Genomic DNA, 23903 nt, shown 5'->3' with positions numbered 1-23903 from the left:
GATCTTCCAACTACCATTCCTAATTCGGGGGAGCTAGCGCCTCGAAAGGAGTCGTCTATTGTCCGAGCCACGAACACCTGAACCCACCCCCGGCATGGGGGGCGGTGACCCCGGCAACGACGACAGGACGACACGACGATGGCGCGCTTCACTCTCCCCTTCACCACTGCTTGGTGCCCCCTGCTGCTGGTCGCTGGCCTCGCGACCGCCTGCGACGGGCTCGAAGACGGCCGCAACGGCGACCAGTGGGCCGGCGCCGAGTCCGCCGAGGATGACGGCGAAGACGCACCCGCCGAGCTCCCCGACGGGATCCCCGGCAACTCGGAGATCTACGGGGGCACGGACGTGGTGGCCTGTGGCTGGCCGACCACGGTCTCGCTGGGCGGCTCTTGCAGCGGCACGCTGGTCCACGAGCGGGTGGTCATCTACGCCGCGCACTGTGGGGCCAACTACAGTTCCGTGCGGCTGGGCGAGTCGATCAACGGCGGGCCGGGTCGCTCGGTGGCCACCGAGCAGTGCAAGATCTACCCGGGCGGCGAGCCCGGCGAGGGCAACGACTTCGCCTACTGCACGCTCAAGGAGCCGGTCAACGACGTCCCGCTGGTCCCCGTGCTGATGGGCTGCGAGGCCGAGGACTACCTCGTCCCCAACCAGCAGGTCACGGTGGTGGGCTTCGGCAACGCCAACACCGGGCCGTACGGGATCAAGCGCCAGGTCACCACCAAGATCAACAGCATCACCGCGAACGACGAGGCCTTCATCGGCGGCGGCGGCAAGGACAGCTGCCAGGGCGACTCGGGGGGCCCGGTGTTCGTGCAGGTCGAGGATGGCTCGTGGCGCGTGTTCGGCATCACCTCGTACGGCGGAGCCTGTGGCACCGGCGGCTACTACTCGATGATGCACCTCGGCATGGCGTGGTTCGAGCAGCAGACCGGCTACGACCTGACCCCGTGCCACGATGCCGACGGTACGTGGAACCCGGGGCCCGATTGCCGCAGCTTCCCGCTGACGCCCGGCACCGGCACCGGCACGTGGGCCAACGGCTGCAGCGGCGGTGCGGCCACCGGCTACAGCGCGGCCTGTGGGGCGCCGTATGCCGACGACGGTGGCGGCGGTGGTGGTGGTGACGGTGGTGCGGGCGGCGACGGTGGTGGCGGCGGTGGTGGTGCAGGCGACGGCGTCTGCCCGACCTGCGATCGCTACACCGGCAGCCTCAGCGGCGCTCAGGACTACGACTACCAGCCCGACGGCAACTACTACTACGCCCGTGCCGGTGAGCACCGAGCGTTCCTGTCGGCGGGCTCGGGCACCGACTTCGATCTGCGCCTGTGGAAGTGGAGCAACGGCGGCTGGCAGACGGTGCAGTCGTCGCTCGGCTACACCTCCGAGGAGCAGATCACGTACAGCGGCGGCGAAGGCTACTACGTGTGGCGCGTGGAGTCGTACAGCGGCTCGGGCAGCTACGAGCTGCTGCTCGACACGCCCGAGGGCTAGCGTTACGACGCTCCCTCGTCGAACCGGCGGCGGCGACTCCTCGAGAGGACGCCGCCGCTCGCGTATGGGAAGCTCCCTGCACTATCATCGGCGTGGCCCTTCGCCGGGACAACGACGATGACGACGCCCTTCGTCTGCGTGCTGCTCGCCTTCCTGCTGATCTACCTCCCCAAGCTGCCGCTGTCGGTGGTGATGGCGCGACAACCGGGGGGCTACGACAACAAGCAACCGCGGCAACAGCAGGCCAAGCTCGAGGGCCTCGGCGCCCGGGCTGCCGCGGCGCACTACAACGGCTTCGAGGCCTTCCCTGCGTTCGCAGCGGCGGTGCTGGTGGCCCACCTCGCGGGGGGCAACGACTACCGGTCCAGTGTGCTGTCGGTGGCCTTCGTGGTGGCGCGCACGCTCTACGTGGCCGCGTACCTCGCGGACCAGGACTACCTGCGCTCGGCGATCTGGGGCATCGGGTTCTTGTGCACGGTGGCGCTGTTCTGCTTGCCGTGGCTGGGTTGAGCGTGCGCAGGCCCCTTGCCGCGCTCGCGACGCCCGGGCATGCTCGACGCACCGGTATGAGCAGCGATCACGGCGTTGGCGAGATCCGAGTGCTGACCGGGGTGAAGTGGATCTTCTTCGCCCTCGGGAGCGTGGCGCTCGTGTTGTTCCTGCTCGATCCCGACATCGGCGCTCATCCGCAACTGGTGCTGCTGGCAGGCACCGGTCTGCTGGGCACGCTCACCCTGCACGGGCTCTCGGGGATCCTGGGGCCCACCTCGCGCGACTGAGGCTCAGCCGACCGAGACTCAGCCGATCGAGGCTCAGCGCGTGCGAGCGAGCGGGCTCTCCTTGGAGAGCGCCCGCCAAAACGCCCATACGCCGCCCACGAGCACCACCACCGAGAACACGCCGCAGGCCAGGCCCCAGCCCCAGTAGGGGCCGCCGAGCGCGTTGGCCATGAGCGACACGTCGGAGGGAGCCGTGCCCGCGCCCGTGTGGGCCTCCTTCATGAACAGGTAGTCACCGCGCGAGAACACCGACAGCGACAGCTGCACCGCCATGAACACGGTGGCGATCTGGGTGGTGGACGAGGATCCACGGAGCCCGAGCCACCCCAGCAGCGTGGCCACGATGCCGACGAAGGCGATCCCGAACGGGTTGCGGACCACGAGCACGAGCAGCGCCAGCGCGACCGCGGACATCAGCACGAGGAAGGCTCGTGACCATCCGGCCCGACGCGCGGCCACGAACGCGAGCCCGGCCACGAGGGCGGGTCCCACCAGGCCACCGGCGGCGACCAGCGCCTGCGGCCAGCCGGGCTGGACCCCGGTGGAGTACGCCATGCCCGAGGCATCGGCGAACATCACGAAGCGCTCGAAATTCCCTCCGACGACGATTGCCGCGAGCCCGTGTCCGGCCTCGTGCACCAGCGTCGACAGCAGGATCAGCGGGTATCCGATGAGCTGACCGAATGGAATCGAGTAGAGCAACGCGGTGAGCACGATGCTCCATACGAGGGCAGCCTTGGTGCGACGCCGGGCGGCTTCGCTCTTCATCCAGTCTTCCAGTCCTCGAGTGCTCATGCGGGGCTCCAGTACCTTCCGCGGCGGTCCCGAACGAAGAGGGTCGCCTTCGGCGTCCCGGGACCGCGAGCGGCCCTGGGAGATTTCGTCGTCCGAGTGCGAACGGCAAGCCCGAGGCTCGGCCATTGCTCACCCAGTGCTCGCCCGGATGGCGGAGTCCCCCGAGGAACGCACGTAGGGCGGCAGTTGTGGCTGGATGCGCCGCCGCGGTATAGGTGGATCCATGGCTGGGATCCCAAGGATTGGAAGCGCGCGCCCCGGTGCGCAGAGGTCGCTGGCGCTGGCGGCGTTGATATCGGCGGGGCTGTCGAGCGGCTGCCAGGACGATGCCAGACCCGAGCAGGACGGCGGCACGACGACCAGCGACGCCGCCACCACGACCACGGGTGCCGACGAGAGCACGGGCCCCGAGATGGTCGACCCCAACGCCCCCACCTGGTACCAGGACATCGCGCCGACCGTCGTCGCCAAGTGTGGGGGCTGCCATCGCGAGGGGGGCATTGCCACGTTCTCGCTCGCCGACTACGAGGCGGCCGCTCCCCTGGCGCCGATCGTGGCCGCATCGGTCGAGGAAGGCCGCATGCCGCCGTTCGCCGCGGACGACACCGACGAGTGCCAGATGAACCACGGCTGGAAGGACGACCTGCGCCTGTCCGACGAGGAGAAGCAGGCGCTGCGTGCCTGGGCCGATGCCGCCGCTCCCGAGGGTGATCCCGCGACCGCGGCCCCGATTCCCGAAGCGCCCCAGGTGCAGCTGACGACCGCCGACCTCCACCTGGAGATGGAGGGGTCGGTCGCCATCGGAGGCATCTTCGACGAGTTCCTGTGCTTCAGCCTCGACCCGCAGCTCACCGAGGACCGCTACCTGAGCGCACTGCAGGTGGTCCCTGGCAACGATCGGATCGTGCACCACGTGCTCGTCTACGTGGACGAGACCGGGGGGAGCGCCGACCTGGCCGGTCCCGACGGCTCGTTCGAGTGCGACGGCGGAGATCTCCAGGGCCAGCTCATCGGGGCCTGGGCGCCGGGGGCCTTGCCCGCGCGGCCCCCCGAGGGCTCGGGCATGCTGGTGCCGGCCGGGGCGCGGCTGGTGATGAACGTGCACTACCACCCCACGGGCGGCGGCGACGAGATCGACGATGCCACCGCGATCGACATCGACTGGCTCGACGAGGTGCCGGCCTGGCGCGCCGAGCTGGCGCTGGTGGGCAACGGCGATGGCTTGGTCGCCGGACCCAATGATCAGGGCGGGATCGAGTTCCGCATCCCCGCCAACGCATCGGGCCACACCGAGACCATGCTCTACACGATCCCCAACGACATCCCCGAGCTGCGGCTTTGGGGCATCGGCGCGCACATGCACTACGTGGGGGTCGACATGTTCATCGGCGTCCAGCGGCAGACCAGCCCCGGTCCCAGCCAGGAGTGCCTGCTGCACACGCCCACCTACAGCTTCGAGTGGCAGCGGCTCTACTCCTACGACGTCTCGCTCGACGATGCACCTCGGCTCCAGGGCGGCGACCAGCTCTACATGCGCTGCATCTACGAAAACACCCTGAACAATCCCGGGGTGGCGGAGGCGCTGGGCCAGCAGGGCCTCGACGAGCCCATCGACGTGTACCTGGGCGAGGAGACCCTCGACGAGATGTGCCTGGGGATCTACGGGATCGCGGTGCCCAGCATCTTCTAGCGGCTGCTGCGCTCAAGCGCGAAGGAGAAACGCCGCGCGTGCGCCCAACTCGTCTCCAATGCCCTTGCACAGTGAGGGATGATCGCGAAGGAACTCGGCGATCTCCGGCCAAGCGGCTCGCGTACGCTCGACCACGTTGCGCACCTCATCCACGAGTGATACATGTGTCAGCCCCAATTTCCGTTGGAGTCGCTCGAACCGCGCGAGTGAAACGGACTCGAAGCGCCGCGACTCCCCAAATTTGAGGCCCAGATCCTCAGTACGGCCAGCTGGCTGATACATCGCAGTCGACACCATGTCATAGGCCGGTGCGAGTCGCGGCAATCGCGGATCTTCGTACAAGAGCGACCAGTTCTTGAGGTGGGCGTCCCCGTTGCGAACGAGAACGACGAACGCAAGGCGCCGCGCGAACTCCAAGATCGACCGCGTGTCGTGTCCGCGGTACACGAGCGCACCGACCGTCTCGAAGCTCCCCGAGTACTTGTCCTCGGGGTAGAATCCGCGCACTTGCGCAAGGTCTTCCATGTGCACGAGCCCCTTGTCCTTCGTCCGATCGAAGCGGCGCACCGCATATGCGAGCACCTCTCCGGTCGGCCAGAAATCCTCGGGAACATCGTCGAGCTCGTCCCGGTGAACCATGCGCGTCTCCGGCACCTCGATTCCCGCCTTCCTCGCAAGCTCCATCGTGGCAAACTCATTCATCGGCACATCAGGGTAGACCGCGTCGGGGAGCTTCACGATCCAGTCGCCGCCTTCGCCGACCGCGGGGGCCGTGAACCGCTCGCCTCGCTGGAGCATCGAGAGCTTCATTGCCACTCCGGCGAGGGAGAATCGCCACACGTTCCGATACTCCTCGACATTGGCCTTGTTCGTGACGACCTCACGGGCGGTCGCGCGGTCCGAAACCAGTGAGTCGGCATCATCCGTCACGCGCACTGCGCCGGGCAGATCGTGACCGACCTCGGAGAGCAACTCGAGCTCGAGGGTCTCGTGCACGCCCCGAGCGTCGGCGATCCACTGCCGCAGCCTTCCTTCGGGTAACAGGTTCGAAAACCACGGCGGCAGCCTGCGGATCGAGCGGTGCCTCGCATACAAGTCCTCCTCGAATCGCAATCCGAGCACCTCACGGCGGGGGTTTGCGACGTAGGCATCGTCGAGCACGAAGCGGATCTGGTCGCCCCGTGCATGGAGCGTTCCCACTCTTTGCTCCCGCAGCCACACCGAGAGGCTGCGCTCAGGAGCCGGCATGAGCCTGTTCCTCCTCGACCTCGACGTCGTCATCATCGTCCAGGTCGAGGTCGTCGAGCGGCGGTGTATCTTCGAATTCGACCTCCGTGACTCTCGCGAGGAAATCCCGAAGCAGGGTGGTCAGCACGACCTCTCTCGCGTTCAAGAACTCGACTCTCTGATTGCAGCTCAGCAAGGACGAGAGCTCGTGCGACATGCGATGAGAGCTGAGGGTGGCGGTCCAAACCTCGGTCGACATGCCCATCGGGGGCGTGGAGAAGCAGGCCCTCGCATCCTCGAGCGTGTCGTCTCCGAGTAGGATGAAGCGATTCGCAGCGCGCGTTTCCATTCCCTCCGGCTCGCGTTTGAAAATCCTCGGGACGATTTCCCTCGCCGTCTTGCTGCCTTGTAGCGCGCTCGTGAGCATGGGTCGATCGTAGGGTTCTCCCGTGACCACCGACCGCGGTCCATTCGCCCACATCGCACATAGCAATGTCCGCGAGTACGCAGCCACGCTCCGGAACTTCTCGACCTTGGGGAATCGAAGCGCGGACACGTCCACGGCCGCGAGAAGCGACTGAACGGATTGCGATTCATCCCCCGGCTGGACCTGCGCCGCACGCGCGCGCATTGCCTCCGTCCAACTGCCGTACTTCTCGGGGCCTTCGAGAGATGCTCGCCAAAACCAGCGCCGAAGCAGCTTCAGATTTCGAGGGCCGGGGTCAGGGTGGTGCGCGAAGAAACGAGCCAACACCACCAAGAGGTAGCGATATGTCAAGAATCCAAAATGGGGCACGAATGCCTCATCCTGGAGAAACGCCACGGCCCGGAGTAGAGCGGCGCCACCGTGGCGATACGCATCCTCGACGCCTTCATCCGGAAACTCACGAGACACCCGCTCACGGCTGAACTCTGCCCGGATCTCTCGCGTGACATCTGATCCGCGACGCGCCAGAACAGCACGAAGAACCGTGTCCTCGTCGATTTCGCCGAATCCCCGCATCACATCGATCTGTTCGACGATGTCGGCGAACGTCGGAGGCGGGCCTTCACGACCCTCGCCCCTATGAAGGGCCGAGAACACCTCGGCCCGCGTCAGCCGACGTCCATGATTGTTCACCCGATCGAAGATGTCGCGAAGCACTGCTTCGTCTTGGTGCTTCACGATGTACGCGGGTATTGCATACTGACGAATTGCCTTGGCGACGCGAGTGGCCTCATCGAAGTACTGCGTCGACTCTGGATGGTCTGCGAACCATCGGAGGAGGCGCTGGAGATCGAAGACGATCGGAAGCGGGACCACGTGGGCCCGAGGTTCAGCGGCCTTCACGAACCTGCTGTTCTCGAGGTCATAGGCTGATGCGAATCGAGGATCCCTGCAACCAGCGTCACTCAGGGCATTGGCCAGGCTAGTGAGCCGCTGTTGCCCATCGACGACCCAAAGGGCATCGTCGAGCTCTGGTGCATTCAACGTGAGCGCGCCGAGCACGAAGTCCGCCGCCTTGGCAGGTCGCGACCAAAGCAAGAGGCTCCCCACGGGATAGCCACGGACGATGCTGTCGAGCAGGCGCCGCACGTCTTCCCACTGCCACTTGAATTTCCTCTGGAAATCCGGGATGCGGACACGTCCGTTGAGCACCTCCCCGAGGATGTCCTCAAGAGGAAACGTCACGGCGTTCGGCTTGGTGATCGGCTGACCCGTCATCGAACGTCTACTTTACCCCAGGGCTTCACCCTCCCCCAGGATGACGTCAAACGCGGTGGCTACGCCGTGGACGTCGATGTTCCCAAGCTTCGGCGACGGGAGGTGCACGCTCAGAGCTTGAGGTGGACCGCATTGATCCCCAGCGAAACCCCGACTTCGGTGTCCAAGGCGATTCATGGCGGCGACGACGCCTTTCGCAGGTAGTTCGGTCCTTGGGGCCCAGGAGATTTCGAAGGACCGACGAGATCGGAGGCAGGCACCGAAAGCGGAAGCCCAGACGCGGCCAGCTACCAAGTAAGGAGGCCGTTCCTCCGGCCTCCCCCGTCCCGGCAAAGCCGTGACGGGGCCCCCTCCTCGCAGGCCCTGCGGGCCTTTCCCCAGCTTGGGTGGGCCGCATCGCGGCCCATGGAGACTCAGTCGTGCATCTTGACGTACTCGAAGTCGGTCGGTCGCCCCTCGATCCCCTTGGTCGGCGGTGCGATCCAGTTCGCGAACTTCCCGGGCTCGTAGCACGGCTTCATGATCGACAGCAGGTAGTCGTTGTCCTCGGGCACGAGCAGCCAGCGATGGACGTTGGCCTCGTACTGCTCGACCGTGATCAGCTTGCCCTGCGGATCGAAGTGGTGCCCGGCGTAGATGCCCTGGTGCCGGTGGAACAGCCGGCTGGGCAGGGTCAGCCGCGTGGGCGAGCCGGACTCCTCGAGGGTCTTGTTCCAGCGACCGATGACCTTCTCGCAGTCGGCCACGTAGGCATCGCGCAGCACCTCGTTCATGGCGGTACGCAGCGGCACGTCCTTCTCGACGACCTTGCCGTTCTCGACCACGGGCAGCCGGTAGTCGCCCGTGAGGGCCTTGTGGTCCTCGTAACGCCTGGTCTCGTGGTAGCGGCCCTTGAGGCCAGAGGCGAAGAACGTGGAGGCGTTGCTCGAGATCTCGCCGCCGAACAGATCGAGGCTGTACGTGTACCAGTAGTTGATCGTGCGCTGGATCAGGTCGAAGTCGATGCCACCCTGGGCCCGCACGTCGCCGTTGGGATCGAGCTGCTGGAGCTCGGCCGAGCGCTTGATGATGCGCTGGAGCCCGGTGTCGCCCACGAACAGGTGGTGGGCCTCCTCGGTGAGCATGAACTGGGTGGAGCGCGCCAGCGGGTCGAAGCCGCTCTCGGCCAGCGCGGCGAGCTGGTACTTGCCGTCGCGGTCGGTGAACATGGTGAAGGCGAAGAACGACAGCCAGTGGTCGCAGGGCTGGTTGAACGCGCCCAGGATCCGCGGCTTGTCCTCGTCTCCGCTGCGCCGCAGCAGCAGCTCCTCGGCCTCGTCGCGGCCGTCACGACCGAAGTACTTCTGCAGCAGGTAGACCATGGCCCACAGGTGGCGGCCCTCCTCCACGTTGACCTGGAACAGGTTGCGCAGGTCGTAGAGGCTGGGCGCGACGTGGCCCAGCATGCGCTGCTGCTCGACGCTGGCCGGCTCGGTGTCGGCCTGGGTGACGATGATGCGGCGCAGCGCATTGCGGTGCTCGCCGGGCACGTCGGACCAGGCGGGAGTCCCGGCGTCGTCGCCACACTTGATGGTGGGCTCGGAGTCGTTGGGGGTGAGGAAGATGCCCCAGCGGTAGTCGGGCATCTTGACGTAGTCGTAGTTGGCCCAGCCGCCGCGATCCACCGAGACGGCGGTGCGCAGGAAGATCGGCATGTGCTCGAAGTCGGTGGGCCCCATGTCGTGCCACCACTCGAGGTACTTGGGCAGCCACTGCTCCAGGGCGCGCTGAAGCTTGGGGTCGTCGGACAGGCCGACGTTGTTGGGGATCTTGGCGTCCAGATCGACGCTGGTCGAAGTCGCGGTCATGGCGGGTCTCGGCCTCGGTGGGCGGTGCGTCCTGGTGGTGCGAAGAACGGGCGAAGCGGTCAGGAGGATGCCTAGACCCGCTGCCAGTCGAAGCTCGGGCGCTCGGGGCGGCCGTAGAGGGTGAGGGCCCCCTCGGGCCCGGTCGCGTTGGGGCGGATGAAGATCCAGTTCTGCCACGCGGACAGGCGCGCGTAGATCTTGCTCTCGGGGGTCTCGGGTCCGGCGAAGCGGAGGTTCTGCTCCATGCCGGTGAGGGCATCGGGCGAGAGGCTCACCCGCTCCTCGATGGCGATGCGAACGTCGTCGTCCCAGTCGATGTCGTCGAGCAGCACCGTGACCAGCCCGGCGTCGTCGGCCGCCGAGGGCTCCAGCAGCGCCCGATTGCCGACGAGGCCATCGAGGGTGTCCTGCTCGCCGTAGAGGCGAGTCTGCAGGCGGGTGAGGCCGTGGGCCATGGGCAGCGCGCCTTCGTTGAGCTCGCCCAGCCCCACGTGCACGGGGGCGCTGGAATCGTCGAGCAGGTAGAAGCGATCGGCGGCCAGCGCCAGCTCGAGCAGGTTGCCAGCGAACGCGGTGCCGCGATCGCCCAGCGCGAAGAACGAGCGGCTGGTGTTGTCCATGCGTCGCAGCACCCGCCCCATGTGCAGCAGCACCTCGCGCACGAACCAGTGGTCGCGGGCGGCCACGAGCGCGGCGTCGTGATCGAGCACGGTCTGGGCGTCGCCCTTGGCTCGCACCAGCACCAGGCCCACGGTGGGGTTGTTGACGCGCAGGTGCAGCAGGGCGTCGTCGAGCTCGCGGTAGGCCCGGAGCGCCCACAGCTCGGCCCCGGCCTGCTGCGCCGCCTCGCCGCCCCGGCGGAGGATCGCCACGTCGTCGGCGGTGGGACCGGTGATGGTGAGCGACGCGGTGCGGGCGGTCTGGTCGACCTCGAGGGCCACGTGGCGATAGCGGCGATCGTTGCCCTCGACCTCCGGCGCGAGCGCGGTGAGCTCGACGCCCTTGCGCTCACCGGCCGGGAGATCCTTGGAGTACCGCTGCACCAGGGCGGTGGCGCGCACGGCGACCTTCTCGTCGAACTTGCTGCGGGGAAACACGTCGTCGACCAGGCGCCACTGCTTGGCCTTCTTGCCGCGAATGCCCTCGGCGGTGGTCGAGAACACGTCGGCACGATCGCGACGGACCTTGCGCTTGTCGACCAGACGGGTGAGCCCACCGGTGCCCGGGAGCACCCCGAGCAGCGGGACCTCGGGCAGGCTCACGGCGGAGTTGCCGTCGTCCTGCAGGTAGATCTCCTCGCAGGCCAGTGCCAGCTCGTAGCCGCCCCCGGCGGTGGTGCCGTTGCACGCGGCCACGTAGGCCTGCTGGCTGGCCCCGGTGGCCTCCTCGAGCTCGCAGCGGGTCTCGTTGGTGAATTTGCAGAAGTTGACCTTCCACGCGTGGGTGGACTGGCCCAGCATGTTGATGTTGGCGCCCGCGCAGAACACCCGATCGATGCCCGAGCGCAGCACCACCACGCGCACCTCGGGGTGCTCGAAGCGCATCCGTCGAACGATGTCGGCGAGCTCGATGTCGACACCGAGATCGTAGGAGTTGAGCTTGAGCTCGTAGCCCTCGCGAAGACCGCCTTCGGGGTCGACCGCCATGGTGACGCGGGCGATCGCTCCGTCGTAGGCGACGGACCAGTGGCGGTAGTGCTCGGGCTCGACCTCGAAGTCCACCGGGGCGGGCGACGAAGCGGCAGGCTGCTGCATCACCGGCAAACGCTAGCAGCTTGAAACGGCCTTCAACCGTGCGCCAACCGGGTCTGGGGGCCAATTTCGTCGTGTGGAGCCACACGGGTCCCGCCCTCGGCATGGGCCACGAGAGGACCGACACGTGAGCCCTCTGGGTGAATGGACTCCATCGTGCGGCGGCGCAGTGAGGCTCGACACGAGGACTGGGAGATGCCATGCGCAGGGCGGGCGAACCACCTCGAGTGGTGGCTCGCGTCCGTGCAAAGTGGTGGCTCGAGCTGGCCGCCTCGCCGGCGTTCCTGGCGGCAGGCGAGAAGGCCCCCGAATGTCCTCGCCGACCTGCTACCCTTGGGGCATGACGCGTGCAGCCAAGGAGCTCGACATCCTCTCGTCCTCCGAGCCTCGAGACCTCGAGCCCCATGAGCAGGATCGGGCCGAGCAGCTCGCGGCGCGCATCGCTGCGGTGCGGGCCGAGGCCCGTCGTGACCCCGAGGGCTACCTCGAGGACACGGTGGTGCCCGAGGGCGGCGAGTAGCGCCCGCCGTGCTCGATCGCCTGCTCGGGTTGGAGACCGAGTACGCCATTGGGGTGTCGCCTCGCGACGCCCCGCTCTCGCCCACCAACGCCGAGGTCTACGACGCCGTGCGCGAGGCCATCGAGGCGCTGGTGGTCACGCAGCCCGGAGAGTCGTCGCTCAAGCAGATCTTCCTGGAGAACGGCGGAAGCGTCTCCTACGAGTCGCTGCCGTGGGCCCGCGACGGGGGTCTGCTCGAAGGTGCGACGGCCGAGAGCCGAAGCCCCGGCACGGCGCTGCTGCATCAGCGCGCCCAGGATGCGCTGCTCGTGCGGGCGCTGCCCGACGCCGAGCTCCGGCTGGCGCGGCAAGGTCGGCCGGTTCGGTTGTCGCTGCGCAAGAACTGTCGCGACGCCGAGGGCAACGTCTACGGAGCCCAGGAGAGCTACGAGTGCGAGCTGGCTCGCGGCCCGCTGCTGTGGGCCTGGCGGGTGGGGTTGCTGCTGCTGCTGCCCCTGGCGCTGCTCAGCACGATCGCCACCTGGGTGGTGGCGATCGTGGCGATCGTGGCGACGGTGGCGTTCCTGCTGCCATTCGGCCTGCTGGGCGTGGTCTCGGCCCGGGTGCGACGCCTGGAGCTGTGGGGCGAGCTGTTCTCGAGCGACGAAGGAGCTCCCCGCGAGGGCCGGGGGCTCGAGCGCCGGCTCGCACGGCCGTTCTCCTCGATCGAGCGTGCGCTGTGGGCCCCCGCCGTCCGTCCGTTCTTCTGGCTGGCGGCCGGGTTGGCGTTTCGCCGGGTGCGACGCGATGCGCTGCCGTTCCTGCTCACCCGACCCGTGCTCACGGGAACGGGCACGCTGATGCCCGACGGCAGCCTGGGACTGTCGGAGAAGGGGCCGTCGATCGTGGGGCTGCATCGCCGCAGCGTGGCCCCCGAGGACCGCTGCGTGTGGGACGGGGGCAACCTCTGCAAGTCGCTGCTCGGCTTGCCCATGCTCCGCGGGTGGAAGGCGCTGTCGCTGATGCACCGGCGGCAGCGCCTGCAGCTGGGGCTCTCGGACTCCAACGTGACGCAGGTGGCCGAGCTGCTCAAGGTGGGAACGACCGCGCTGGTGCTCGACATGGCCGAGGCAGGGCGCCTGGCCGATCTGCCCCGGCTGCGCCGGCCGCTGGACGGGCTGCGACGGGTGATCGGCGATCCCGAGCTGCGCGCTCGGATCCCGTGGGGTGCCGAGGAGCTCACGGCCCTGCAGGTGCAGCGGCGCTACTGGGAGCGCGCGCGTGACTTCGTGCGCGAGAGCGCCGTGCCCTCGATGGAGGCGGCCGAGCTGGTGGAGCTGTGGGGGCGTACCCTCGATGGCCTGGAGCGCGACCCGGCCACGCAGGTGGGCCGGGTGGACTGGGTGACCAAGCGCTTCCTGCTCGAGACGGCCGGTGATGGCGAGCCGTGGGAGGTTCGCAAGGCCATCGACCTCAAGATGCACGAGCTGGGCCCCGAAGGATGGCTGCACGGGCTCGAGGCGGATGGCCTCGCGCCCCGGCTGGTCAGCGAGGAGGAGGTCGAGCGAGCCATGCGGGAGCCTCCCGCGGATTCCCCGGCTCAGCGTCGCAGCCGGCTGATCCGGGAGCTCCGCGAGCAGGACGTCGAGGTGAAGGTCTACTGGGACCGCGTGCGCGTGGGCGGGCGGCTGCGCGGGCGGGTGATCCGGCTGGACCAGTACCGAGATCGCGACCGCGACCGCTCCACGGACGACGACCACACCTGAGACCGTCGGGGTCCGCAAGACCCCTGATCATTCGGAGAGCCCTCGTCGGGTGAAGGGATCATCGATACCGCGAGACGTTCGCGACGCGGTCGCGATACCGTGGTGATGGCATGCTCGACCGCCGAAGAACCACGCGGGCTGCCCGGCGCCATCCCACCGGGAGCTTCGATCCGGTCGCGGTCCCCGAGATCGGAGGCCTGGTGGGGGACAAGTACCGCGTGGTCGAGCTGGTGGGTGAAGGCGCCATGGGCATGGTGCTGCATGGCCGGGACGAGCGGCTCGAGCGTGACGTGGCGATCAAGCTGATCCGACCCGAGCTGGCGGCGAACCCGGGCTTTCAGGAGCACTTCCTGGCCGAAGCCAGGACGATGGCCAAGATCAACCACCCCAACGTCGTCGGGGTGTTCGACTTCGGGTGGGACGGCCGCACGCCATTCTTCGTGATGGAATTCATCGAGGGGTGGAACCTGGAGAGCGAGCTCGAGCGCGCGCGCATGCCCCTCGGCGACGCCATCGACATCCTCGACCAGGTCTGTCGGGGGGTGGAAGCAATCCACGAGGCCGGAGCCGTCCATCGCGACCTCAAGCCGGGCAACGTGATGGTCGACCGTGGGTCGCGCGTGGTCGTGGGTGATTTCGGCCTGGCGTGCTCGGTGACCATGGTCGACTCCGCCGCCAGCCCCGGAGGCACTCCGGGCTTCATCGCCCCGGAGCTCGCCACCTTGAACCTGATGGGAGAGCAGATGGACAGCGGCCCGCTGGTGCAGCGCTCGGACGTCTATGCGCTGGGCTCGCTGGCCTACGAGATGCTCACCGGAGAGCCCGCGTTCGCGGGCACGACGGTCAATGAGATCCTCAGCGCCCAGTTCACGGGAACGGTGACGCGACCGAGCCTGATGTGCCCCACGCTCAGCCCTGCATTCGACGGCCCGATCCTCGCTGCGCTCTGCCATGTGCCCGAGAACCGCACGCCCTCGGCCGCCGAGTTTCGCGCGGCCCTGATGCAGGCCCGCAAAGACGCCGAGGATCCGAGCTTTGGCCGCCGCGTGATCATTGCCGAGCCGGATCCTGCTTGCCGCGAACGCATGGCCGCCGCGCTCCGGGACGCCCTTCCCATGATCTCGTTGGCGCTCGTCGAGAACGGAGCCGGCGTGCTGCGCGAGGTCTCCGCCCAGCCCACGGCCCTGCTGATCCTCGAGCCCGCACTGCCCGACTTGCGAGGGCAGGATCTCGTGGCCCGGCTGCGCAGCGACGACCGGCTCGAGTCCCTGGCGATCGCGATCGTGAGCGACCAGATCGACCCCTCGCAGTGGCACGCGCTGCGTGACGCCGGAGCCGATGGGTTCTTGATCAAGCCCGAGGATCCGGTGATGCTCACCGCGCTCGCCCGCAGCCTGCTCGCAGATCCCCTGCGACGCCGGGTCGGTCGCTGACGGGCGGGACTGGCGGGACATCGAGCGAAGAGTGGGGAGCGCTGCTCGATCAGCGGTGCTCTCGCACGAGCGCGAGGAGCTCCTCGCCGAAGCGCTCGAGCTTCGCGGGGCCGAGGCCCACGATGAGCGCCAGCTCGGCCAGGCTGCTCGGCTTCGATCGGGCCACCGCCATCACGACCTTGCGATGGAAGACCATGTAGGGCTTCCATGACAGTCGCCGCGCGGTGCGGCGACGATAGCTCTCCAGCTGACGGGCGAGCTCGGTGGACGCAGAGTTGCGTGTGGCCTTGCTGCGCCCAGGGCGGTCGCCACGGGCGGGGAGCTCGGCATCGGCGAGCCACACGGTGGGGTACTTCCGTCCGTGCGAGACCAGCACGCGCTCGCGCTCGAGGTCGTCGAATATCGACGTCACGGTCCGCTCGTCGTACTTGGATAGCGCTGCGTACTGAGGCAGCTGGTGGAGCTTGGCCGCGCGCACGGCCTCGGCCCGGCTCCCCCGCAGCCCCCGTACGAGGGTCATCTTGCCCAGCGGCTTGGCAATCGCGCCCATGAGCGCCAGCACCTGGGTGCGAAGCTCCTCGCGCTGCCGTGCATCGAGCTCGACTCGTGGCGTGGGGGCCTGTGCCACCTCCGCCGCGGCGGCTCCCGTACACACGTCGCAACGGCCGCAGGCCCGCGCGGCGCCTTCCGAGTCGGCGAAGTACTCACACAGTGCTTGCTGGCGACATCGGTGCTCGGTCGCGTAGCGCACCAGCGACTGCAGGGCACGCTCGCGGTGCTCATGGTGCTCGAGGGCCTCGGGCGTCGATGGGCGGTCCCCCATCAAGCGCCGCTGGGTCAGCACGTCGGATGCCCCGTGCAGCAACATGCAGCGGGCGGGCAGCCCGTCACGCCCCGCTCGGCCCGCCTCTTGGTAGAACGCCTCGAGGCTCCCCGGCAGCTGGAAGTGCACGAGCAGGCGTACGTCCTCGTAGTCGATGCCCATGCCGAACGCGTTGGTGCCCACCAGGATGCGGCTCTTGCCGGTGTCGAACGAATCCTGGGCTCGCTCGCGCGCGAGCTTCGTTCGACCCGCGTGGTAGTAGACCACCGCCATTCCGCGTGCCCGCAGCGCCTTGGCCACGGTCTGCGTCTTCTTGCGCGTGCTGCAGTAGATGATCGCTCGGCCCGGGCCCTTGCGGGTGTGCAGGCCCGCCTGCTCCAGGGCCGCGATCGTTGCTGCGAGCCGCTGGGCATCGGTGCGCAGCGCATGGCTCGACAACGCGAGGTTGGGCCTCGCGAACGAGGCCACCACCCGCACCGGATCCTCGAGCCCGAGCACGCGCACGATCTCCTGCTGCACGAGGGGCGTGGCGGTTGCCGTGAGCGCGATCATGGGCGCATCGGTGACGCGCCGCAGCTGTCCCAGGCGCAGATACTCCGGCCGAAAGTCATGGCCCCACTGACTGACGCAGTGAGCCTCGTCGATCGCGAGGACCGCGATGGGCAGCCGCCCGAGCCGGGCCTGGAAGCCCCCGAGCGCCACCCGCTCGGGCGAGACGTACAGCAGCTCGATCCTGCCGGCCTGCAGCTCGGTCAGGACCCGGCGGCGCTCGGCGTCGTCCTGATGACTGTTGAGGGCCGCGGCCCGGACCCCCTGGCCCACCAGCGCCTCGACTTGATCCTTCATCAACGCGATGAGCGGCGAGATGACCACGGTCGTGCCCTTGCCTCGCCGAGCCAGCACCACGGCCGGCACCTGGTAGCACAGCGACTTTCCGCCTCCCGTGGGCAACACCACGAGGGCATCACGGCCTCCCAGGAGCGCGTCGATGGGCTCGCGCTGTCCCGCCCGGAAGTCCGAGTGACCAAAGACCTCGGCGAGGCAGAGCTGCGCAGGCGTCCGCTCGTTCGTGGTCTCGTCGGCTGCCGGTTGCGCCTGCGGTGGGGAGCTCGACTGGAGGAGACTCAGCTGCTCGCCACCCTTGGGCACGACACCGACGCTAGCACGGACGCCTACCCATCGACGGGGTACACCGACGCCAACCCCATGAGTTGCTGCCAGGGGTCACCCGACTCGTTGCCAGCCCCATCGGGCGCGACCTCGGCGGCCGCGTTTCTCGTACCATGGGGCGCCCCATGGCGACGAGCGACCCCCCGTTCCCCGACGACGATCACCTGCGCGCAGCGGAGGCGGGAGGCGGCACGACCACGCTCGGCCCTGGCCACGCGCGGGTGGTGCCCTCGGCCGAGGTCACGCTCGCAGGTGTCGACGGCGAGGGCCGGCCCTCGCTCGAGCTGACCATCACCGGCGACGACTCGGCGCTTCACGAGCCCACGCGCCCGCTCGATGCCGGTGCCGCGATCGGTCGCTACGTGGTGCTACAGCGCCTGGGCGCCGGCGGCATGGGGGTGGTGTATGCCGCCTACGATCCCGAGCTCGATCGCAAGATCGCGCTCAAGCTGCTGCTGCCCGGCACGGGCGGCCCCGTCGCTCGCGCGCGGCTGCTGCGTGAGGCGCAGGCGCTCGCCAAGCTCTCGCACCCCAACGTGGTCGCGCTCTACGACGTGGGTACGGTGGGCGAGCAAGTATGGCTCGCGATGGAATTCGTGCAGGGCAAGACGCTCGGCGCCTGGCTCGGTACGCCGCGCCGCTGGACGGAGGTGCTCGCCATGGTGCGTAGCGCCGGTGAGGGTCTGGCCGCCGCTCATGCCGCGGGGCTCATGCACCGCGACTTCAAGCCCGACAACGTGATGGTCGGCGACGACGGTCGCGTGCGCGTGATGGACTTCGGCCTCGCCCGCCTGCATGCCAGCGCGATGTCCTACGATCCCGACGAGGTGCCGACATCGTCGATGCGCGAGACGTCGGCGCTGCTGTCGGTCACTCGCGTGGGCGCCATCGTCGGCACCCCGGGGTACATGGCGCCCGAGCAGCTTGGACGCGGCGAGCTCACGGCGACCGCCGATCAATTCGCGTTCTGCGTGACGCTGTGGGAGGCCCTCTACGGCGAGCGCCCCATCGAAGGCGACACGTGGATGGAGATCTCCGACCACCTCTTGAGCGGCCGCATCCGCACGCCTCCCACGGGGCGCGAGGTGCCGAGGTGGCTGCGTCACGCGTGCGAGCGCGGGCTCGCGGTCGAGCCCGCCCAGCGCTGGCCCTCCATGCGCGCGCTGCTCGATACGCTGGCCACCGGACGCACGCGCGCTCGAACCCGGCAGGGCCTCATCGCGGTAGGAGCGCTCGCGGTCATGGGCATCGGCGCCGAGGCGACACGACGCTACGACCTCGCCGAGCGAGCCGCGGCCTGCGAGGCCGCCGGCTCCGAGATCGAGACGGCCTTCGGGCCCGCCCGCGCACAGGAGCTGCGCGCGGCCCTCGTCGGCACCGGAGTGAGCCACGCCGCGACGACGGCGAGCAAGACGCTCCCGTGGCTCGAGCGACAAGCCACCGCGTGGCGTGAGGCGAGGGTCGAGGCCTGCCTCGACGCCGAGGTGCGCGGTCGCTGGGACGTGGCCACGCTCGACCGCTCGCTGTGGTGCCTCGACGAGCGCCGCATGGAGCTCGAGTCGCTGGTCGACGAGCTCACGCTCGCCGACGCGGACGTGCTGCAGAAGGCGGTGACGGCCGCCGCGGGCCTGGCTGCGATCGCTCCCTGCCGTGACGAGCGAGCGCTCGGCCTGTTGGCACCCCCACCAGACGCGAGCCGGGAGGGCGTCCGGGCCGTGCGCGCCAAGGTGACTCGTGCCTCGAACCTCGAGCGAGCCGGGCGCTACGACAAGGGCCTCGTGCTCGTCCGCGAGGCCCTCTCGGAAGCCGAGGCGCTGCAGTGGCGGCCGCTGGTGGCCACTGCGCAGCAGCGCCTCGGCTCGCTGCTCGAGAAGTCCGGCGCCTTTGCAGAGGCCGAGGCCATGCTGGCCGACGCCTACTTCCAGGCCGCGGAGGTGCAGGCCACCGAGCTCGCATTCGAATCCGCGAGCCTGCTCGTGCTCGTGGTGGGCAATCGCTCGGCACGCCACCCCGAGGGGCGCCACTGGGCACGGCTGGCCGAGCTCGCGCTCACGGGCCTGGGTGAGGACGAGGGCCTGCGCCGTGCGGAGCTCCTGCTGTACCTCGCGCTCATCGACGACGCCACCGGCGCCAGCGCTGCGGCGCGCGAGCGTGGCGAGCGAGCGCTCGCGATCCGGGAGCGCCTGCTCGGCCCCAACCACCCGGCCGTGGCCGCCAGCCTCAAGAACCTCGCCAACGTCCATCTCAACGCCGGCACGTATGGCCAGGCGGAGCAGCTCTCCGCGCGCGCCCTCGCGATCTACGAGCAGGAGCTCGGCCCCGAGCACCCCGCCGTCGCCTTCGCGCTGCTCGAGCTCGCCCGCGTCCACTCGTCCAACGGCGCCTACGCCAAGGCGCTGCCGCTGCTCGAGCGGTCCCTCGCCATCGTCGAGCCGGCGCTGGGACCCGAGCATCCCCACGTGGGCGCCGTGCTCAACAACATCGCACGCACGCACACGGCCCTCGGGCGCTACGACGAAGCCACGCAGCTGCAGCAGCGCGCCCTCGCCATCTTCGAGCGCTCCCAGGGGCCCCAGCATCCCAACGTGGCCTCCAGCCTCACCGATCTCGCCCAGGCCCACATGGCAGTCGGCGCCCACGACCGGGCCGGGCCCCTCCACGAGCGCGCCCTCGCGATCTTCGAGAAGGCCTACGGCCCCGTTCACGCCGACGTCGCACGCAGCCTCGCCTACCTCGCCGCGGTGGAGCTGGCCAGCGGCCGCTACGAGCGAGCCGTGCCGCTCTACGAGCGCTCGATCGACGTCTTCGAGCAATCACTCGGTCCCGACAGCCCCGACCTCGCCACGTGCCTGGGCCACCTCGGCAACGCCCACATGACCGCGGGTGCCCACGACCGTGCTGCACCGCTCTATGAGCGCTCCCTCGCGATCCTCGAGCGGACCCTGGGCCCCGCGCACCCGCTCGTGGCCCACCCGCTCGTGGCCCTGGCGCAGGTGGAGCTCGCGCAAGGCCGCGTCGCCGCAGCGGTACCGCTGCTCGAGCGCGCGGTGGTCCTGGCCGAGCTGGGCGAGCTGGGGCCGCACCTCGCGGGAGCGCAGCTCCTGCTCGCCGGAGCCCTCTGGGACGCGCCCGTCGACCAGGGTCGCGACCGCACGCGCGCGGTGGCCCTGGCCACGCAGGCCCACGCCGGTCTTCGTGTGCTCGGTGAGAGCGCGACCGAGGAGATCACCGCGGTCGAGGCATGGCTGCGCGAGCACGCCGAGGCCCCCTGAGGTCCGCCAGCGCTCCGCGCTCCCGAACGGCTGCCGCCGCCACCCCGCAGCGCCTACACGGCGATCCGCATCAACCGCCCCACCGAGATCACCAAGCATGCCCCTCCGGGGGGCACGCTGGCTGTATCGCCAACCCGAGCCGGCCGCGGGGGCCGAGGCTAGTTCGCCGACGCCCCGTTGCCGTCCTTCTTCTCCGGCTCCTGATACCACGCCAGCGCAGTGAGCATCTCGTCGACCTGGTCGAGCTCGATCTTCACGCCCTTGTCGGAGAACCACAGCTCGTTGCTGGTCAGCGGGCTGCGGCGCTGGGCGATGAAGAGGATGGGCTCGGCCTTGCGGGTGTAGCCGAGCTGCACGATGGCATTCTCGATCCACTTGCCCTTGTCGCCGAAGGTGAACTCGCGGGTGAGGCGGTAGAAGCCCTCGTGCGGCAGCTTGACCAGGCTCTCGCCCCAGTTGAGCGAGGCGGCCGGGATCTTGATGCCCGGCATCTGGAAGCGCCACTGGTTGTTGGTGTTGGCCACGGGCAACAGCACCGACGCAGGAGCGAAGTCGCCGTCGGTGCGGATGAGGATCAGCTGGTCGGGACCGACTTGCGCCTCGTTCCCGGGGAGGTACTTGGTGGTCTTGTAGATGCCGGGCTCGTACGCGAAGGCCATCGGGCGGACCTTACAAAAGGCCCGCGGGAGGGGGAAGCCCCGCCGCCCGAAGGCGCGCCGGCCCGGCCGAGCGGGGCCTCACGGCGCCGCCAAGGCCGTGCCCTCGGTCACGAAGGGGCGGCCAAGAGGGTCACGAAGGGGCGGCCAAGAGGGTCACGGACGGCCGGTGAGCATCCGCCCTGATGCTCACCGACCGTCCGCTCCACACGTCTTGCCTTCACCACCCTGCCACCATTGGCAGGAGCTCTTGCGCCGTGGCCGAGGACCTCGAAGGCCGAGGCGTCGAGCGCCCCGAGCCCCTGGGCTCTCGATGGGCCGCGTGCGACCTCGCGATCGCGCACAGCGTGGACTTGACCGGCGCGGGGATGACGACGGAGTGGCCTGCGTGCATGCGCACGTCTCCCACGCCCGGGCCGTACATCCAAACCTCACCGAGGAGCCGACCCTCCACCAGCTCGACGCCCACCCCCAGGTACTTGCCGCCGACGTAGGCGATCTCGTGCCAGCGAATCCGCACCACGGGGCCCGACGGGCCGTGAGCTTCGCCGATCACGTCCGGCGACAGTCGCAGGTCCCTCATGTTGTGACGGAGCCAGAGGCAGAGATCGCCGATGGTGGGCATTGGGAGCGTCTCCTCGATGCCCTCGTACGAAGCAAGGCCGGGGCCAGCACCCAGGCGACAACGATCTCCATGACTTGCGGAACCGGGGCCGTGCACGACCCCGCCGGGCGCTGGCAACAGCAGACGCGATTGCTGGCCACTGTCGTTGCCCCCGGCCCGACTGGCGCGAGCTGGCCTTCCCGTGCAGGGGGCGGACCGCCGGGCGCCCCGCTCGCACGCCCAAGGTGCGACAATCCCCGCGCCCCGCACGACCCCCCATGACCGAGCAAGACCAGCAAGGCGACCTCGAGGGCAAGATCCTCGTGGTCGACGACGAGCGCAACATCCGTCGCACGCTGCGGATGGTGCTCGAGGGCGAGGGCGCCACCGTCGTCGAGGCCGCCACCGGCGAGGCGGCGCTGGTCGAGCTGGCCGCCGCCCAGTCCCCCATCGAGGTGATCATCACCGACGTGATGATGCCGGGGATCTCGGGCCTCGACCTGCTCGAGCGCCTCCGCGATCCCGAGGGCGGGCCCCCCCCCGTGCCCGTGATCATGATCAGCGGCCACGCCACGGTGGAGGACGCGGTCAAGGCCACGCGCCTGGGCGCGTTCGACTTCTTCGAGAAGCCGCTGGCCCGCGACCGGGTGATCGTCAGCGTGCGCAACGCCCTACGCCAGTACCGCTCCGACCAGAGCCTGCGCGTGCTCCGAAGCCGCATCCGCGGCTCGATCATCGGCGACAGCGAGCCCATGCGCATGCTGCTGGCCCAGGTGGCCAAGGTGGGGCGCAGCAAGGCCCGCGTGCTCATCACCGGCGAGAGCGGCTCGGGCAAGGAGCTGGTGGCCCGCGCCGTGCACGAGGCCAGCGAGCGCCGCACCGCGCCGTTCGTCAAGGTCAACTGTGCGGCCATCCCTCGCGAACTCATCGAGAGCGAGCTGTTCGGCCACGAGCGCGGGGCGTTCACCGGCGCCACGGCCCAAAAGCCCGGCCTGTTCGAGGTGGCCGACGGTGGAACGATCTTCCTCGACGAGATCGGCGACATGGCCCTGGGCGCTCAGGCCAAGGTGCTGCGGGTGCTGCAGAGCGGCGAGATCATGCGCGTGGGCGGCCGCAAGCCCTCGATCGTGGACGTGCGGGTGCTGGCCGCGACCCACAAGAACCTGCCCGAGCTGGTCGGCCGCGGCGAATTCCGCGAAGACCTCTACTTTCGGCTCAACGTGGTCCCGCTCCTGGTGCCGCCGCTGCGCGAGCGGCCCGACGACATCCCCCTGCTCAGCCGCTGCTTCATCGACGAGGCCTGCCAGGACAACGGCATGGGACTCAAGCGCCTGTCCAGCGCGGCCCTCGGCGCGCTGCAGCGCCACTCCTGGCCGGGCAACGTACGCGAGCTTCGCAACGTCATCGAGCGCATGGTGATCCTCTCCGACGGCGACCTCGAGCTGCACGACGTGCCCCCGGAGATCCGCGGCTCCGACGACGAGCTCGACGACGACGGCGGGGGCCTCTCGCTGGTCGAGCTGACCGAGAGCGCGCTCGAGATCCCCGAGGGACTCTCGTTACGAGAATTTCGCGAGGCCGTGGAGCGAGCCTTCATCCTCCGGCGCCTGCAGGACCTGGGCTGGAACGTCTCCCGTACGGCCGAGTCGCTCGGGGTGGAACGGACCCACCTCCACAAGAAGATGCGCCTGCTGGGGATCCAGCGCGGTTCTCCGTAGGAAGCACGGCTTCCGGCGGGTGAGTGAATCACCCTCACTACCCGGTGATGTCCCACCATTGGCCTCACCGCGTCGACGGCCCGATGGTTCGTTCGACCCAAATCGAGCATTCGATTATGCTTCGGCCGTGGTGCTCGTACCCGATGTGGTCCATGACGACGACGAGCTGCGCATCGTGACCTGGTCGGCCGTGGTCGCCTGTCGCTGGAAGGCGGCACCCACCAAGGAGAAGATCGAGCTGGTCGGTCGCCATCAGCGAGCGCTGGCTCAGTCCACCGTGGACAACCGCATCGTGATGCTCACCGTCTTCGCGCCCAACACCGGGGCGCTGGTCAGCGCCACGGCCCGAGAAGCGGCCACCGGCCTGGCCAGGGATGGGCGCGAGATCCTGATGGGCCTGGCCCAGGTGGTCGAGGGGCAGGGCTTTGGAGCCGCGGCCGCGCGCGCGGTGATGTCGGGCATCCAGCTCGCCGTGCGCGCGGGCTACCCCACCAAGGTCTTCGGCTCCACCGACGAGGCGCTCCCCTGGGTGTCCGAGCTGCTGCGCAAGGCCGGCCTCGAGCGCGACGCCGACGACGTGGTGGATGCGCTGCGAGACGTGACCTCGAGCTAGGCAGGCAGAGCCTGCCGACAAGGCCCCGCGGCGCCGCGAGGCGACGCTCCCGAAGGGGCCG

The 23903-nt window shown here is 69.2% G+C and carries 18 protein-coding genes; 10 read left to right on the top strand and 8 right to left on the bottom strand.

Translation table 11 applies throughout. The features are described from left to right. The first annotated feature begins 138 nt into the window (after positions 1-138). From OEB96_RS09745 to OEB96_RS09735, 3 genes are all read left to right on the top strand, one after another. On the top strand, positions 139-1494 hold the full coding sequence (locus OEB96_RS09745; protein WP_266215246.1) for a S1 family peptidase: 1356 nt from the start codon (positions 139-141) through the stop codon (positions 1492-1494). Positions 1495-1611: 117 nt separating this feature from the next. Beyond that, entirely contained in the window at positions 1612-2004 is a 393-nt protein-coding gene (locus OEB96_RS09740) for an MAPEG family protein (protein WP_266215245.1), read from the top strand. Between the two features lie 56 nt (positions 2005-2060). Continuing rightward, positions 2061-2273 carry a hypothetical protein gene (locus tag OEB96_RS09735; protein WP_266215244.1) on the top strand — a complete coding sequence of 71 codons (213 nt, stop codon included), beginning with the start codon at positions 2061-2063 and terminating at the stop codon, positions 2271-2273. Between the two features lie 33 nt (positions 2274-2306). Here the strand turns inward: OEB96_RS09735 and OEB96_RS09730 are convergent, their stop codons facing one another. Beyond that, entirely contained in the window at positions 2307-3068 is a 762-nt protein-coding gene (locus tag OEB96_RS09730; RefSeq protein ID WP_266215243.1) for a M50 family metallopeptidase, read from the bottom strand. A gap of 223 nt (positions 3069-3291) precedes the next feature. Here OEB96_RS09730 and OEB96_RS09725 point away from each other — a divergent pair, with 223 nt between their 5' ends. Next, the gene (locus OEB96_RS09725; RefSeq protein ID WP_266215242.1) at positions 3292-4758 is read left to right on the top strand and encodes a hypothetical protein; all 1467 of its coding nucleotides are present in this window, start codon (positions 3292-3294) and stop codon (positions 4756-4758) included. Positions 4759-4770: 12 nt separating this feature from the next. Here OEB96_RS09725 and OEB96_RS09720 read toward each other — a convergent pair whose 3' ends face one another. The 4 genes from OEB96_RS09720 to boxC all read right to left on the bottom strand — a co-directional run bounded on the left by OEB96_RS09720 (position 4771) and on the right by boxC (position 11291). Then, a complete protein-coding gene (locus OEB96_RS09720; protein ID WP_266215241.1) occupies positions 4771-6006 on the bottom strand; it encodes a type II toxin-antitoxin system HipA family toxin in 1236 nt (411 codons plus the stop codon). Next, complete coding sequence (locus tag OEB96_RS09715) at positions 5993-7690, bottom strand: DUF262 domain-containing protein (protein ID WP_266215240.1); 1698 nt, start codon at positions 7688-7690, stop codon at positions 5993-5995. Before OEB96_RS09715 ends, OEB96_RS09720 begins: the two co-directional genes overlap by 14 nt. Before the next feature lie 413 nt (positions 7691-8103). Next, a complete protein-coding gene (gene boxB / locus OEB96_RS09710; RefSeq protein WP_266215239.1) occupies positions 8104-9537 on the bottom strand; it encodes a benzoyl-CoA 2,3-epoxidase subunit BoxB in 1434 nt (477 codons plus the stop codon). 71 nt (positions 9538-9608) lie between these two features. After that, entirely contained in the window at positions 9609-11291 is a 1683-nt protein-coding gene (gene boxC / locus OEB96_RS09705) for a 2,3-epoxybenzoyl-CoA dihydrolase (protein WP_266215238.1), read from the bottom strand. Positions 11292-11628: 337 nt separating this feature from the next. Between boxC and OEB96_RS09700 the strand changes: the two genes are divergently transcribed. The 3 genes from OEB96_RS09700 (at position 11629) to OEB96_RS09690 (ending at position 14986) form a co-directional block, all read left to right on the top strand. Continuing rightward, positions 11629-11808: a hypothetical protein gene (locus OEB96_RS09700; protein WP_266215237.1), complete on the top strand. Its 180-nt coding sequence runs from the start codon at positions 11629-11631 to the stop codon at positions 11806-11808. 8 nt (positions 11809-11816) lie between these two features. Next, positions 11817-13553, top strand: a complete 1737-nt coding sequence (locus OEB96_RS09695; RefSeq protein WP_266215236.1) for a proteasome accessory factor PafA2 family protein — start codon at positions 11817-11819, stop codon at positions 13551-13553. Positions 13554-13663: 110 nt separating this feature from the next. Continuing rightward, positions 13664-14986, top strand: coding sequence for a serine/threonine-protein kinase (locus OEB96_RS09690; RefSeq protein WP_266215235.1), 1323 nt, complete (start codon positions 13664-13666; stop codon positions 14984-14986). A 49-nt stretch (positions 14987-15035) separates the two neighbouring features. Here the strand turns inward: OEB96_RS09690 and OEB96_RS09685 are convergent, their stop codons facing one another. After that, the gene (locus OEB96_RS09685; protein WP_266215234.1) at positions 15036-16958 is read right to left on the bottom strand and encodes a RecQ family ATP-dependent DNA helicase; all 1923 of its coding nucleotides are present in this window, start codon (positions 16956-16958) and stop codon (positions 15036-15038) included. A 146-nt stretch (positions 16959-17104) separates the two neighbouring features. On the opposite strand from OEB96_RS09685, the gene OEB96_RS09680 reads away from it, so the two are divergent. Next, positions 17105-20251, top strand: coding sequence for a serine/threonine-protein kinase (locus tag OEB96_RS09680; RefSeq protein ID WP_266215233.1), 3147 nt, complete (start codon positions 17105-17107; stop codon positions 20249-20251). Between the two features lie 158 nt (positions 20252-20409). Here OEB96_RS09680 and OEB96_RS09675 read toward each other — a convergent pair whose 3' ends face one another. After that, a complete protein-coding gene (locus OEB96_RS09675) occupies positions 20410-20910 on the bottom strand; it encodes a hypothetical protein (RefSeq protein ID WP_266215232.1) in 501 nt (166 codons plus the stop codon). Positions 20911-21127: 217 nt separating this feature from the next. Next, positions 21128-21532, bottom strand: coding sequence for a hypothetical protein (locus OEB96_RS09670; protein ID WP_266215231.1), 405 nt, complete (start codon positions 21530-21532; stop codon positions 21128-21130). A gap of 257 nt (positions 21533-21789) precedes the next feature. Here OEB96_RS09670 and OEB96_RS09665 point away from each other — a divergent pair, with 257 nt between their 5' ends. Together OEB96_RS09665 and OEB96_RS09660 are read left to right on the top strand one after the other, a co-directional pair. Then, on the top strand, positions 21790-23229 hold the full coding sequence (locus OEB96_RS09665; RefSeq protein WP_266215230.1) for a sigma-54-dependent transcriptional regulator: 1440 nt from the start codon (positions 21790-21792) through the stop codon (positions 23227-23229). 130 nt (positions 23230-23359) lie between these two features. After that, complete coding sequence (locus tag OEB96_RS09660; protein ID WP_266215229.1) at positions 23360-23842, top strand: hypothetical protein; 483 nt, start codon at positions 23360-23362, stop codon at positions 23840-23842. Positions 23843-23903 lie beyond the last annotated feature (61 nt).

Source organism: Paraliomyxa miuraensis, from assembly GCF_026337845.1.
In the GTDB taxonomy this organism is placed as follows: domain Bacteria; phylum Myxococcota_A; class Polyangia; order Nannocystales; family Nannocystaceae; genus Paraliomyxa; species Paraliomyxa miuraensis.
This window is presented reverse-complemented; position numbering and strand designations above follow the sequence as displayed.